Consider the following 14,041-nt stretch of genomic DNA (forward strand, 5'->3'; position numbering starts at 1 on the left):
TGAGCGTGAAGTTCACGAACAAGGGTGGGTCAGATCGAGATGGAAATGGTGGGTTACGGTTGGATAGAAATCAACACTAAGGGGTATTAGAGGTTCTTCGTTCATGGTAATTTTTGGGGATGGATCTGATGTTGATTGTGCAACTCGTCGTTACTCCCGAGCTTTAGGGGGAATGGTGAGTGACAAATGTCTCCCAGGCATTCATGAGCTCCTTGGTTGCTCTAGGGATTCAGTGCGATGGTAGGCCGCTTCGACCTTGTCTTTGATGGTATGGGCCAGTGAACGCTCCGCAAGGTCACGTGCAACCCCCTTCTCACTACACCAATCCCGAAAACTTGATCGGAACCCATGGGCGGTTGCCCCCCTTCCAGGGGAGCGTAACTCCGGCAAGTCGCTTTCACCACCAAGGAGTGCGCAAGACAAAGAAGCTGAGAATCACTTGTCAATCAATCGACATCACCGTCTGCGCATCAATGCCCTTGGGTGGACACCTGTGCCCTCCACATTTGCCGCCCACTCTGGGGTGAGTGCCAAGCCCGTGGGGCTGTCCGGCGCATCCACTATGGAGTGGGTTGGAGCGGTTCGTAGTGCTCAGGCCTCCTCGGTTGCGCCCGCACGATGTTGTGCATCGACCATGGCGTATGTGTCACAAAGAAGTTACATTGATTGTGCATTTGTTGCTTTTTGGAGGAGACACAAGAATGCAAGCGATGTCTGAATGGGTATATGGCAGTAGGCTATTCGCCGTCTGCGTTCATGGCGTGCAGCCTGCACGCACGTGCGTTCGGTCATCGTCTGACCGCTGGCAGTCCCTCAAGCTGATTTCACGCATTTTGCTTGGAGGCTGCGCGACGTTGGTCTTGTCAGGCTGCGCCAGCGTCTCTTCTTCATGGGCGCCTTTCCCCAGTCAGAGTGAATTGATGGCGTTCGAAGCCAGGGTGAAGGCCAAGAAGTCTCCTCCGGATCTCGCAACACTCAAGCCCGAACTGTTGGCCTACAGGGATGAGATTTACGCGGCGGCCCTTACTAGGAGCAAGCTTGAATGGGAATCGGCTGGACTGGCAACGTATGGCGGCCTGGCTTCAGTTGCAGGAGGCCTAGCCTCGAAGATCGCGCTGGTTAATGTCGGTGCTGGCGTGGCCTCTTTGGGTTTGATTAATTCAAGCTTCTACCGCTTCCCGCAGCAGACGCAAATCTACCTTGTTGCCCTTAAGAGGGTCAGCTGCATCCTTGGCAAGGTCAACGTCGTGGACGATACGCTGCTCACTTACGCCAGACTGGCAAGTGATCCAACAGCCTCGAATGCGGCTGTCAACTTCGTCCAGACCACCATGTCGGCGGTGGACTTCGTACGCGTCGAATACACGGGCTCCCTTATTGGACTGACCCCATCGATTCCCAGCAAGGAAGAGATGATGGCGGCCTATGGCCGATTCCGACCTGCCACGCCAGCCGCGGCTGCATCTGGGGCGGATCCAAACCAGCAGCTGTACGACCAAGCAGGGGAGTCCGTCCGCGCGTTGGTTGTCGAAATTCAGGCCTGTTCCAAACTTTGAGGAGGCTGCATGACTTCTGTCAAATTCTTCGGGTTCGTTGGTGCCGTTTGGCTGCTCTGCACATCGCAGGCATTCGCTCAGGAGATGGCAGGAGCACCAGAGGGCTTTCCGCAAGAGTTGGCGCAGCGCTTGATGGATAGACATTCAGCCGAACAACAGGCCGGCAGCAAGATCGGACTGCCGGTCGCCAATTACATCCTCAATCGACGCCGCTGGGAGCGCGGCAGTACCCTCCTCGTCGCATTCCAGGGCGGAACACCCGCACTGCACCGCGCCATAGCGGACGTGGCGCAGGAATGGTCCAAGTCGGCAAATATCCGCTTCGACTTTGGCTACAACAGCGTGACGGGCAAGTATCGAGAATGGTCGAGTAATGATGTGAACTACGTGGCTCACATCCGCGTTGCTTTCGACCCTGGTGGTTACTGGTCGGCGATCGGTACTGACAGCATCTACCCTGGGCCCAACAGCGAATACTTCCCGCCCAACAAGCCTTCCATGAATTTCGCCAATTTCGCGATCCTCTGGAGCATGGGGTCGGCCGCAATGCCCATCAACTGGAAGACCACCGTTCGCCACGAGTTCGCGCACGCTCTGGGATTCAGCCATGAACAGCAGCAACTCCAATGTGTGAGCGAAATTCGATTTGAACCGGGCCCCAACGGCGAGCGCGACGTGTACGCGGTATATTGGGAATGGCAAAAATGGGACAAGAAACAAGTTGACCTTAACCTCAAGCCCAACTGGCAAGGCGGGGCTGATCTGGTCTCCGGGTTTGACCGTAAATCATGCATGCTCTACGCACAGCCCGCCGAGGTGTTCAAAGACGGCGTTCGGGCCAGCTGCTATATCCCTGCGGAAAACAAGGAGTGCTCCACGATGGACAGGGTAGGAGCGCGCCGCGCATATCCATTCCCGGGGGATCCGCAGATATCCACCGGAGCTCCCACCGCGCTGGAAATCGAGCGCGCGATTGCATCGGCCTCGGTGGCTCTATCGGGTGCCGAATCGGAAGCAGTACAGGGTCGCCTGAAGGCAGCGGCGTTCGCTGAACGCCCTTTGCTGTACATCCAGATCGGATCAGAGGCGCAGCGCCAATTGGCGAATCAGTTGCGAGAGAATGGCCGTAACGCTGGATTCATTGTGCCGGCTATTGAGAATGTCAAGAACAAGGCGAAGATCCCGAAGCAGCCAGAAGTGCGCTACTTCCGGCCGCGTGATGCCGAGGCGGCGCAACAGGCGGCGCAGTTGATAGCGACGTCAGGCCAAGCCAAGGCGGTGCGCGTCGTTCGGATCGATTCACTAGCGAGCAAGGTCACTCGTAATCTAGTGGAGATCTGGCTACCGGTTAATGACTGACGCCAGACCGAGTTTCCCACGCTTGTAGGCACTCCAGTTAGTGCACAGCCGCCCAATCCAATGGACGGTGTGAGAAAAATTAAAGACGGCCACCAAGCCACAAGCATGTATGCGCGCGCAGACATGGCGGCAGAGCACGCCTTGATTCCGTGAAGGGAACAGCAAGCCGCCACGATGTGGTGCTGGATGTCCGAGGCTATCTGGTCTGTGTCATAACCTTGCGCTTCAAAATCGCAGGGCCTTGTGCATGTGGCGCGTCAGTTCTTGTGCGAAGGTTTGTCTATTACAAATGCTTCCCACTCATTCATGAGTTTCCGTCGCTGTTCAAGCAGGTCAGTGCGATGGTAAGCCGCCCCAACCTTGTCTTTGATTGTGTGTGCAAGTGAACGCTCCGCAAGATCACGAGCAACCCCTTTCTCACTACACCAGTCCCGAAAGCTGGACCGGAAACCATGAGCCGTTGCTACCGCCACTGATAAGGCCCTGATGCTATTTAATCAATAGCGCAGGGCCTTTTTCTTTTGGTTTGCCGGCCCCCCGGCAGCCAGGCAGCCTTTGGGGCATGCAGGACCCGCGCCCTGGACACCAGATCCGCTGCGATCAAGTCGCGGGCTGAGGCGGGCCAGACTGCAGCTCCCCCACCACAACGCACCGCAGCCGCACTGACATCGTTGCGCCAGGCCGCAGGCACCCGTCAGGACGCCAGCCCTGGCGAACATTCCTCCCCAGGCCCCCGCCGCCGCACCAGGTGCCGAGGGCCCAGCTCTCCGCAGCTGGTGGCGCCCAGCATGGCAAGGTTGCGGTCCACCTCGTCGCGCAGCAGGGTGATCGCGTGGTGCACTCCCGCCTCGCCGGCGACGGCGGCTGCATAGTTGAACGGGCGCCCCACCAGGACCATGCGCGCGCCCAGCGCGATGGCCTTGAGCACGTCGGAGCCGCGCCGGAAGCCCCCGTCGATGAGCACGGGGTAAGCGGGCCCCACGGCGGCCACCACCGCTTGCAGCACGCGCATGGGCGATGCGGCGCCATCGAGCTGGCGGCCGCCGTGGTTGGACAGCACCACGGCGTCGGCCCCGATGCGCTGCGCCTGCAGGGCATCCTCCACGCTCAGCAGGCCCTTCACGACCAGCGGGCCCTTCCAGCGGCGGCGGATGGCTTCGAGGTGCCGCCAGCCAAGGTGGTCGCGCGCCGAGAAATCGCGCAGCACCGTGGACGAGACGATGGGAGCGCCGCGCGTGGCAAACGAGTTCTCGAAATGCGGCATGCCATGGCGCAGCAGCGTGCGCAGGAAGGTGCCCGCCACCCAGCGCGGCCGCACGAGGCCATCCCAGGCCAGGCGCAGGCTGGGCTTGAGCGGCGTCGAGAAGCCCGTGCGGATGTTGTTCTCGCGGTTCGCCGAGATCGGTATGTCCACCGTGACGACCAGCGTGCGAAAGCCCGCGCGCTCCACCCGGTCGACCAGTGCGTCGATGCGGACCTGGTCGCCGGGCAGGTAGGCCTGGAACCAGGTGCCCGGGCTGTCGCGGGCCACGTCCTCCATCGGGATCAGCGAGGTGCCGCTCATCACCGAAACAATGCCCGCGCGCCGCGCCGCGCGTGCCAGCACGAGGTCACCCCGGTAAGTGGAAAGCGCGTTGATGCCCATGGGCGCGATGCCGAACGGGCTGCCGTAGCGCTCGCCAAACAGCTCCACCGCCTGCGAGCGCCCCGACACGTCGCGCAGCACGCGCGTGACGAAGGCGTGCTCGCCGAACACGCCACGGTTGTCGCGCAGCGAGGCACTGTCCTCGGCCGCGCCAGCGATGTAGCCGAAGATGGGCCGGGGCAGGCGCCGGCGCGCGGCCTCCTCGAAATCCTGCAGCGACAGCATGCGGCGCAGCACGGCCGGCGCGGGGGGCAAGGGGGCGGGCGCCAGGGCGGCGGGGACCAGATGGGGGAGGGAGGCCATGGGCACGGGGCTTTCATTGCGTTCAGGAATTGCGCCACTGTAGGTTTGCCATTCAATGAATGAAAGCGAAATATTTAGAATGAATTAATTCTCTTTCTGCCAACAAGTACCCCGCCATGCCCACTCCGTCGGTCAAGCAGCTCGAGGCTTTCTGGTGGGCGGCCACCTGCGCCAACTTCGCCACCGCCGCCGGCCGCGTGCACCTGTCCGTGTCCTCGCTGTCCAAGCGCATCACGGAACTGGAGGCCGCGCTGGGGCAGCCGCTGTTTGACCGCAGCGGACACCGCGCCGTGCTCACCGAGGCCGGCACGCGGCTGCTGCCCGCCGCGCTGGATGTGCTCAACGCCGTCGCGGCACTGGACCAGGCACTGGATGCGCGCGCAGATCTCGCGGGCCACTGCCGTTTTGGCGTGGGCGACCTCTCGGCCCTCACCTGGCTGCCCGCGTTCGTGGCAGCGGCGCGCCGCGCGCATCCCCGCCTGTCCCTGGAGCCCTGCGTGGAGGTGGGTGGCGTGCTCGAGCGCCGCCTGGACGACGGCGAACTCGACTTCGCGGTGATCGCGGGGCGCTCGTCGCGCAGCACGCTGCGCTCGCAGCCCGTGGGGGCTGCGCGCTTCACCTGGGCTGTGGCCGCCGATCTGCCCGGCGCCGGCCGCCTGGGGGCGAAAGCGCTGCTGCAGCAGCATCCGCTGGTCACCCTCCCCCCGGGTGCGGGCACCACACGGCTGCTCGATGACTGGCTGCTCGCGCACCGCGTTGCGGTGCGCGAGCGCATCCTGTGCAACAGCTGGGGGGCCGTGGCCGGCATGTTGCGCGCGGGGGTGGGCGTGGGCTTTCTGCCCGCGGCCTGGGTCGGCACGCCGGGCTTGCGCGCGCTGGGCGGGCGCACGGCGCTTGCGCCCCTGCAGTACGCGTTCCAGTGGCGGCGCGGCGATGCGCGGGCGTTGATACCCGCGATGCAGCGCCTGGCGCAGGCCCAGGTGGATTTTTCGGTGCCGCCGGCCTACGGCGGGGGGCCCGAGGCCACGGAGCGATCGCGCAGGTAGGCCAGCACCGCGCCGAACTCCCCCTGAAACTCGATGCGCCCCGCCCGGCTTTCACGCTGGTAGGCGTACATGGGGTCGTAGTAGTCGCGCAGCAATGCCGCGATCCAGCCACGGTGCTGCGAAACATCGCCATGCGCCTTTTGCCGCGCCAGCGCGTGGAGCATCGTTGCGCGCAGCATCTGGTGGCGGTCGCCGCCCAGGCGCCGGGCCAGCTTGTCCAGGCTTTCCAGCAATCGGGCAGAGAACGATTCAAACCCCGCCGCCGGGCCCTGCGCGGCGCAGAACTCGGCGCACTGCCCGACCACGTAGTCCCGCAGGATGCGCTCGACCCGGGCCTCGAAGGCATCCTCGACATGGACCGTCGGCGCCTGTTCCAGGCGCAGGCGCAGCTCCAGCGGCACGGCGCAGCGGCCCACATGCCGGCCTTCGTCCTCGACCACGAACAGCCGCTGCCCCGCGGCCCGCTTCTTGAGGATATCGATCGCCAGGCGGTTCTCGAAATCGATCTGGGCCGGCTGGCCGCTGACACGCTGCCCAAAGCTGGACCCGCGGTGGTTGGCGTGCCCTTCCAGATCCAGGCCGTTGGGCAGCTGCGAGATGAGCTCGGTCTTTCCGGTGCCCGTCAGCCCGCCCAGCACGACCAACGGGCATTCGCGCGCCGCCGCCTGGGTGGTCTGCAGCAAAAAGGTACGCAAGGCCTTGTAGCCGCCGGCCACGCGGGGGTAGGCGATCCCGGCATCGGCCTGCAGCCACTGCTGGACGATCTGGGAACGCAAGCCCCCGCGAAAGCAATACAGCACGCCCTGCGGATGGGCCGCCGCGAACTCCGCCCAGGCCTGGGTGCGTGCGCGCCTGATCTCGCCGGACACCAGCGCATGCCCCAGCGCGATGGCCGCCTGCTGGCCCTGGTGCTTGTAGCAGGTGCCCACCTTCTGGCGTTCGGCATCGTCCATCAAGGGCAGGTTGGCCACGCCCGGAAATGCGCCCTGGACGAACTCCACCGGCGCACGCACGTCCATCATGGGCACATCGTTCAGGAAGATGTGCCGGTAGTCGGCCAGGGTGTCCAGCATCAGCGCAGCGTGACAGCGAAGGCCTGCCGGGAAGTGAGATGGCCTATGGGCTCCATCTGCGGCAGCCCGCACTCGGCGGCCACCGCGAGGAATTCACGCTCGCCCTGCGGCGCCACCGCGATCAGCAGGCCTCCGCTGGTCTGCGGATCGCACAGCAGCTGCTTTTGCACTTCGTCCAGCGGACCGATCCTGGCGCCATAGCTGTCGAAGTTCCGCAGGGTACCGCCCGGCACGCAGCCCTCGGCCAGGTAGTGCTCCACGCCACGGATGCGCGGCACGGCGTCGTAGTCGATCACGGCGCTCAGGCCACTGCCCTCGGCCATCTCGACCAGGTGGCCCAGCAGGCCAAAGCCCGTGACATCGGTCATGGCCATGACACCCGGCAATTTGCCAAACCGGCTGCCCGGCTTGTTCAGCGTGCACATCAGGTCGCGCGCGCGGCCCACGTCCTGCGGGCGCAGCCGGGCCTTCTTTTCGGCGGTGGTGAGGATTCCGATGCCCAGCGGCTTGGTGAGGTACAGGCGGCAGCCCGCAGTGGCGGTGTCATTGCGCTTGAGGTGGCGTTTTTCCACCACGCCGGTCACGGCCAGCCCGAAGATGGGCTCCGGCGCATCGATGGAATGCCCGCCGGCCAGCGGGATGCCTGCGGCATCGCAGACCGCACGCCCGCCGCGCACCACGTCGCGCGCCACCTCGGGCGGCAGCACATTCACCGGCCAGCCCAGGATGGCGATGGCCATCAGCGGGTCCGCGCCCATGGCGTAGATGTCGCTGATGGCGTTGGTCGCCGCGATCCGCCCGAAATCGTAGGGGTCGTCCACGATGGGCATGAAGAAGTCGGTGGTGGAGACCACGCCGCGTTCGCCATCCAGCGCATAGACGGCGGCGTCATCGCGGGAGGCATTGCCCACCCACAGCCGCGGGTCCAGGTTCTGGGCCCCGCTGCCCGCAAGGATCACGTCCAGGACCTTGGGGCTGATCTTGCAGCCGCAGCCCGCCCCATGGCTGTACTGCGTGAGGCGGATGGTGGGGCTGGCCATGGTGTTGTCAGAGGAAGTCATGCTGGATTCTCCCCCGGCGCGCCGTCCCCATGGCCCGCCCCATCAGGCGGCGGGTGCGAGCACCGCCACGCCGCCCATGTACGGGCGCAGCACCTCTGGCACCTCCACGGAACCGTCGGCGCGCTGGTAGTTCTCGAGCACGGCCACCAGCGTGCGGCCCACGGCCAGGCCGGAGCCATTGAGGGTGTGCAGCAACTCGTTCTTGCCCTGGGCGTTCTTGAAGCGGGCCTGCAGGCGGCGGGCCTGAAAGGCCTCGCAGTTGCTCACCGAGCTGATCTCGCGGTAGGTGTTCTGCGCGGGCAGCCACACTTCCAGGTCATAGGTCTTGGCGGCGCCAAAGCCCATGTCACCCGTGCACAGGCTCATCACGCGGTAGGGCAAGCCGAGCTTTTGCAGCACGGTTTCGGCGTGGCGCGTCATTTCTTCCAGCGCTTCGTAGCTCTTGTCGGGATGCACGATCTGCACCATCTCGACCTTGTCGAACTGGTGCTGGCGGATCATGCCGCGCGTGTCGCGGCCGTAGCTGCCCGCTTCCGAGCGGAAGCACGGCGTGTGGGCCGTGAGCTTGATGGGCAGCTCGGACTCGGCCACGACCACGTCGCGCACGAAGTTGGTCAGCGGCACTTCGCTGGTGGGAATGAGGTACAGCGCCGCGTTGTCGGGCACGGGCTCGCCGTCCTGGCCGCCCTTCTTGGCCGCGAACAAATCGCCCTCGAACTTGGGCAGCTGGCCCGTGCCCTTGAGCGAGTCGGCGTTGACGGCATAGGGCACGTAGCACTCGGTGTAGCCATGCTCCTGGGTCTGCACGTCCAGCATGAACTGGGCCAGGGCCCGGTGCAGGCGGGCGATCTGCCCCTTCATCACCGTGAAGCGCGAGCCCGAGAGCTTGACGCCCATGTCGAAATCCAGGCCCAGCGGCGTGCCCACGTCGACGTGGTCCTTGACCTCGAAGGCGAAGCTGGCGGGCGTGCCCCACTGGCGCACTTCGACATTGCCCGACTCGTCCGGACCCACGGGCACGGATTCGTGCGGCAGGTTGGGCACGGCGACCAGCATGGCAAGCAGCTCGGCCTGGACCTGTTCCAGGCGGGCGGCCGATTGCTCCAGCTCCACCTTGCCTGCGGCCACCTGGGCCTTGACGGCTTCGGCGCCGTCCTTGTCGCCCCGGCTCATGAGCATGCCGACCTGCTTGGACAGCTGGGTGCGCTGGGCCTGCAGCTCTTCGGTGCGGGTCTGCAGCGTCTTGCGCTCGGACTCCAGGGCCTGGAACGCGGAGACGTCCAGGAAGGCCTGGGGCTTTTTGCGTGTTTCCAGGCGCGCGATGGCGGTGTCGAGGTCTTTGCGGAGGAGAAGGATGTCAAGCATGGCTGGATTTTAAAGGGGTGGTCGGCCCCGGCTCAGGCGAGGCTGGCGGGGTCGAAGTTGGCGCCGCAGAGAATGAGGGCCACGGTTTCCTGCGGCTGGGGCCGGTAGGCACCCGTCTGCAGGGCCGCCAGGCCCAGCGCGGCGGCGGGTTCCACGGCCAGCTTCAGCTCTTTCCACAGCCACAGCTGGGCGGCGCGGATGGCGTCATCCGGCAGCAGCAGGGCATCGTGCACATGGCGCTGGCTGACCTCCCAGCCAATGGCGCCGATGCGGCGGGCGCCCAAGGAATCAGCGGCCACGCCACCCACCTCCACATCCACCGGCTGGCCTGCGGCGCGCGCGGCATGCAGGGTGGGCGCGCGCTCGGGTTCCAGCGCGACCACGTGGGCGCGGCTCTCCACCCACGCGGCCACACCGCCGATGAGGCCGCCACCGCCCACGCTGACCAGCACCGTGTCGGGCAGGCGGCCGCCCTGCTCTTCCATCTCCAGCGCCAGGGTGCCCGCGCCGGCCACCACTTCGGGCTGGTCGTAGGCGTGGGCCTGCAGGGCGCCCGTGGCCTTCTGGCGGGCCACGCACGCCTCGAAGGCTTGGGAATACGCCGCGCCGGTGACGACCACGTCGGCGCCCAGCGAACGCAGCCGGGCGCGCTTGGCCTCGGGCGAGATTTCGGGCACGAAGACCTCGCAGCGCACGCCCAGGGCCTTGGCGGCCGCCGCCACGGCAATGCCGGCGTTGCCGCCGGAGGCGATGATGACCCCGCTCTCGGGCACGGGGTTGGCCAGCAGGCGGTACAGCATGCCGCGCGCCTTGAAGCTGCCGCCCACCTGCAGGTGCTCCAGCTTGAGCCAGACCTCGCCGCAGTCCACGCCCAGGGATCGGCCCGGCACGCGCATCAGCGGGGTGGTGCGCAGAAAGTCGGGCTGGGCGGTGGAAATGTGGCGGCGGGCTTCGGCGATGGCGGCGCGATCGATCATGCGGGGAGACTCCAGGGGAAATCGGACAAAGGCAGGCAGTGTAGGGTCTGCCCGCCCGCCCCGCGGCAACACACGGATACACGCTGCCCTCCAATGGCGCCGTGCAAGTGCCGATAACATGGACAGGGTCCGCCGCCTTGGGCGGACACGCCAGCAGGAGGCAAGCATGTTCTTTGTGTTCGGCCCATCGGGGCAGATGTACCGGGGAGGGCCGGAAAACCTCTCGCAGATCTCTGCCGTGCGGCGCGTGCAGCGGCCCCAGGCACTGCGCACGCGCGCGCTGGATGTGCCCGCCGAGCCGTTTCAGTCCCCGGCCCCGCTCCACCCCGCGTTCTCGCCGCCCGCCAACCTGCGCCTGCAGGACGCCGTGAGCGCCTATGCGCAGACCGAGCAGGGGCCCCAGCAGGCACGCCAGCCCCTGACCAAGGTCAGCGATGTCATGACCACGGGCGCCCTGAGCGTGGAGCCCGGGGCGCGCGTGAACGATGCCTGGCAGACCCTGGCCGAGCACAAGGTGGCCCAGGCCCCCGTGGTGGACCCGCTGGGGCGGGTGGTCGGCCTGCTGCTGCGGGCCGACATGGCGCCCCTGGACCTGCTGCCCGAGCCGGGCGCCGTGAAACAGGCGATCGAGCTGGCACGCCGCCCCGTCTCCGAGGTCATGGTGAGCCCCGTGCCCACCGTGGCGGCCGACACCGAGCTGCGCCGGGTGGCCGCCGTGCTGCTCGATACGGGCCTGCCGGGCCTGCCAGTGACGGACGATGCGGGGGTGCTGTCCGGCTTCATCTCGCGCACCGACATCCTGCGCGCGGTGGCGGCCGACCCGCCGCTGGACCTGTGGAGCGGGCCTGCGGTCTCGCTGTAGGCCCCGGCCACGGCGGGATTGACTAAAAAACGGCCCCAGCGCTTGCCCATCAAGCGCAAACAGCCATCAATTCAGGAGCATTCGCAGCGGCGCGGCGGCCCCTTCGGATGCCGCGGCCCGCGCGTGCCGGTCTAGTGCCTGGCGGGCCCGGTCTCCGGCGTGCGCTCGGTGAGGGCCAGGCCCGTGGCGCCATCGATCTTGAGCCCCTTGGGCAGCGGAAACTTGATGGTTTCCTCGATGCCCGCCATGGTGCGCACCGACACGGCCCCCAGCGCCTTGATGCGGTCGATGACCTGCTGGACCAGGATCTCCGGGGCCGAGGCGCCGGCGGTGAGGCCCACGCGCGCCACGCCCGCGAACCAGCCCGGCTGCAGTTCGTCGGCGCTGTCCACCATGTAGGCCGGCGTGCCCAGGCGCGCCGCCAGCTCGCGCAGGCGGTTGCTGTTGGAGCTGGTGGGGCTGCCCACCACGATCACCACGTCCACCTGCGGGCTGAGCACCTTGACGGCGTCCTGCCGGTTCTGCGTGGCGTAGCAGATGTCCTGCTGCTTGGGCTCGCGCACGCTGGGGAAGCGCGCGCGCACGGCGGCCGAGATTTCAGCGGCGTCGTCCACGCTCAGCGTGGTCTGCGTGACCACGGCGAGCTTGCCGGTCTGCGCGGGCTGCACGCGGGCCACGTCGGCCACGTCTTCCACCAGGTGGATGCCGTGGTCGAGCTGGCCCATCGTGCCCTCCACCTCGGGGTGGCCCTTGTGGCCGATCATGATGAACTCGTAGCCTTCCCTGGCGAGCTTGGCCACTTCCACGTGCACCTTGGTCACCAGCGGGCAGGTGGCGTCAAAAATGCTGAAGCCGCGCGCCACCGCCTCCTGCTGCACGGCCTTGCTCACGCCATGGGCGCTGAAGACCAGGGTGGCGCCCGGGGGCACATCCGACAGCTCCTCGATGAAGATCGCGCCCTTGGCCTTGAGGTCATTCACCACATAGGTGTTGTGCACGATCTCGTGGCGCACGTAGATCGGCGCGCCGAATTTCTGAATGGCGCGCTCGACGATCTCGATGGCGCGGTCCACGCCCGCGCAAAAGCCGCGCGGCTCGGCCAGCAGGACCTCGACGTCCCCGCCCTCGCCCGCATGTGGCGCGCCGGGCAGCGGCCCGGCATCGCTCATGCTGCGGCCAGAAATCTCGCTGCTCATAGCACCCCGATCAGTTGCACTTCGAACGTCACCGGCTGGCCCGCCAGCGGGTGGTTGAAGTCGAACAGCACGGCGCCGTCATCGCGCACCTGCACCACGGCGCCCGCGTAGCTGCCCTGGCCGTCCGGCGTGGGGAACTGCACCACATCGCCCACGCTGTAGCGCTCCGCCGGGTCGCCCAGTTCGTTGAGCAGCTTCCTGGCCACCCACTGCTGCATCTCGGTGTTGCGCTCGCCAAAGGCCTCGCCCGCCGCCAGCTCGAACGTGGCGCGCGTGCCCTCGGGCAGGCCCAGCAGGCGCTGCTCCACGGCGGGCGACAGCTGGCCTGCGCCCAGCGACAGGGTGGCGGGCTTGTCGGAGAAAGTGTTGATCACATCCCCCGCCGGGCCCGCCAGGCGGTAGTGCAGCGTCAGGAAGGAGCCCGGCTGGACGGTGGGAAGGGAGGTGTCGATAGAGGTCATGAAAGTCCAAAGAGCCTGCTGTGCACTTTTCAGTGCCCACGAAAGCCGGGAAAAGGCCCGGCAACTAGGCGCAGAACGCGCCACGGTATCCATTACCGCAAGCGGTCTGCAACAAAGTGGCCGGGCCTTTTACCGGCTTTCCCTTCGGGTTGGGCTCCCAGGCCAGCGCTCGCGGCGTCGCAGCCCTTGGCAAGGCTCCTGCCTTGGCGGCGGTCCGCGCCTTGCGATCACTGGGCCTGGAAGTCCAACGTGGGTACTTGAAGTGCACAACACGCTCTACACTGGCCCGTATTGTAGAAAACCGGGCAAAGCCCTACGCCCGCCGCGCCCGCGGCAGGCTCTTCGCCCCTGCGCCATGCCCCTCAAAGACCTTCCCTCCGACGCCCAGCCGCGCGAAAAGCTGCTGGCACGCGGCCCCGCCGCCCTGGCCGATGCCGAGCTGCTGGCCATCCTGCTGCGCACCGGCACCGTGGGCAAGGGCGTGCTGCAGATGGCGCAGGAACTGCTGGACACGCCCGGCGTGGACGCGGCCACGGGGCGCGTCACCGGCGGTTTTGGCGGCATCGCCGGGCTGCTGCACACCAGCGCCGCCGACCTCGCGCGCATCAAGGGCCTGGGCCCCGCCAAGCGCGCTGAGCTGGTGGCCGTGCTGGAACTGGCGCGCCGCGCCCTGGCCCAGCAACTGCGCGAGCGCGAGACGTTCGACTCGCCCAACGCCGTCAAGCACTACCTGCAACTGCACCTGGCGGCCAAGGGCCACGAGGTGTTCGCGGTGCTCTTCTTCGACAGCCAGAACCGCCTGCTGGCCATGGAGGAGTTGTTTCGCGGCACGCTCACGCAGACCAGCGTGTACCCGCGCGAGGTGGTGCTGCGCGCCCTGCACCACCAGGCCGCCGCCGTGGTGCTGGCCCACAACCACCCCAGCGGCAGCGTGGAGCCCAGCCGCGCCGACGAGGCCCTCACCAAGACGCTGAAGGCCACGTTGGCCCTGGTGGACGTGCGCGTGCTCGACCATGTCATCGTCGCCCCCGGCAAGGCGCTGTCGATGGCGGAACAGGGCTTGCTGTGACGGCGCCCGCGCCGCCCGCCGCGCCCACGGCCCTGCACGCCGCGCTGGCCCGCGCCACGGCCGTGGCG

12 protein-coding genes are annotated in these 14,041 nt (G+C 66.8%); 5 read left to right on the top strand and 7 right to left on the bottom strand.

The annotated features are described in order from the left end of the window. Positions 1–920 precede the first annotated feature (920 nt). The gene (locus AC07PV_RS24855; protein WP_494631597.1) at positions 921–1,556 is read left to right on the top strand and encodes a hypothetical protein; all 636 of its coding nucleotides are present in this window, start codon (positions 921–923) and stop codon (positions 1,554–1,556) included. A 9-nt stretch (positions 1,557–1,565) separates the two neighbouring features. Next, the gene (locus tag AC07PV_RS24860) at positions 1,566–2,915 is read left to right on the top strand and encodes a zinc metalloprotease (protein WP_494631598.1); all 1,350 of its coding nucleotides are present in this window, start codon (positions 1,566–1,568) and stop codon (positions 2,913–2,915) included. A gap of 694 nt (positions 2,916–3,609) precedes the next feature. Here AC07PV_RS24860 and AC07PV_RS24865 read toward each other — a convergent pair. Further along, positions 3,610–4,863 (bottom strand): alpha-hydroxy acid oxidase, encoded by a 1,254-nt coding sequence (locus tag AC07PV_RS24865; RefSeq protein WP_494631599.1) that lies wholly within the window; start codon positions 4,861–4,863, stop codon positions 3,610–3,612. A gap of 116 nt (positions 4,864–4,979) precedes the next feature. Here AC07PV_RS24865 and AC07PV_RS24870 point away from each other — a divergent pair, with 116 nt between their 5' ends. Further along, on the top strand, positions 4,980–5,909 hold the full coding sequence (locus tag AC07PV_RS24870) for a LysR family transcriptional regulator (protein WP_494631601.1): 930 nt from the start codon (positions 4,980–4,982) through the stop codon (positions 5,907–5,909). Here the strand turns inward: AC07PV_RS24870 and mnmH are convergent. The 4 genes from mnmH to AC07PV_RS24890 form a co-directional block, all read right to left on the bottom strand. After that, positions 5,867–6,982 carry a tRNA 2-selenouridine(34) synthase MnmH gene (gene mnmH / locus AC07PV_RS24875; protein WP_494631602.1) on the bottom strand — a complete coding sequence of 372 codons (1,116 nt, stop codon included), beginning with the start codon at positions 6,980–6,982 and terminating at the stop codon, positions 5,867–5,869. The genes AC07PV_RS24870 and mnmH overlap by 43 nt on opposite strands. Next, complete coding sequence (selD, locus tag AC07PV_RS24880; protein ID WP_494631604.1) at positions 6,982–8,022, bottom strand: selenide, water dikinase SelD; 1,041 nt, start codon at positions 8,020–8,022, stop codon at positions 6,982–6,984. Before selD ends, mnmH begins: the two co-directional genes overlap by 1 nt. A 63-nt stretch (positions 8,023–8,085) precedes the next feature. Then, complete coding sequence (gene serS, locus AC07PV_RS24885; RefSeq protein ID WP_492808917.1) at positions 8,086–9,408, bottom strand: serine--tRNA ligase; 1,323 nt, start codon at positions 9,406–9,408, stop codon at positions 8,086–8,088. Positions 9,409–9,440: 32 nt separating this feature from the next. Further along, a complete protein-coding gene (locus tag AC07PV_RS24890; protein WP_494631603.1) occupies positions 9,441–10,385 on the bottom strand; it encodes a threonine/serine dehydratase in 945 nt (314 codons plus the stop codon). A gap of 166 nt (positions 10,386–10,551) precedes the next feature. On the opposite strand from AC07PV_RS24890, the gene AC07PV_RS24895 reads away from it, so the two are divergent. Further along, positions 10,552–11,247 carry a CBS domain-containing protein gene (locus AC07PV_RS24895; protein ID WP_218298104.1) on the top strand — a complete coding sequence of 232 codons (696 nt, stop codon included), beginning with the start codon at positions 10,552–10,554 and terminating at the stop codon, positions 11,245–11,247. Positions 11,248–11,378: 131 nt separating this feature from the next. Here the strand turns inward: AC07PV_RS24895 and ispH are convergent, their stop codons facing one another. After that, positions 11,379–12,416, bottom strand: coding sequence for a 4-hydroxy-3-methylbut-2-enyl diphosphate reductase (gene ispH, locus AC07PV_RS24900; protein WP_218298108.1), 1,038 nt, complete (start codon positions 12,414–12,416; stop codon positions 11,379–11,381). A gap of 23 nt (positions 12,417–12,439) precedes the next feature. Beyond that, positions 12,440–12,904 (bottom strand): FKBP-type peptidyl-prolyl cis-trans isomerase, encoded by a 465-nt coding sequence (locus AC07PV_RS24905; RefSeq protein ID WP_218298105.1) that lies wholly within the window; start codon positions 12,902–12,904, stop codon positions 12,440–12,442. 355 nt (positions 12,905–13,259) lie between these two features. On the opposite strand from AC07PV_RS24905, the gene radC reads away from it, so the two are divergent. Beyond that, on the top strand, positions 13,260–13,973 hold the full coding sequence (gene radC, locus AC07PV_RS24910; RefSeq protein WP_218298106.1) for a RadC family protein: 714 nt from the start codon (positions 13,260–13,262) through the stop codon (positions 13,971–13,973). Positions 13,974–14,041: the final 68 nt, after the last annotated feature.

It is taken from the genome of Acidovorax sp. GW821-FHT09A11 (genome assembly GCF_059418365.1).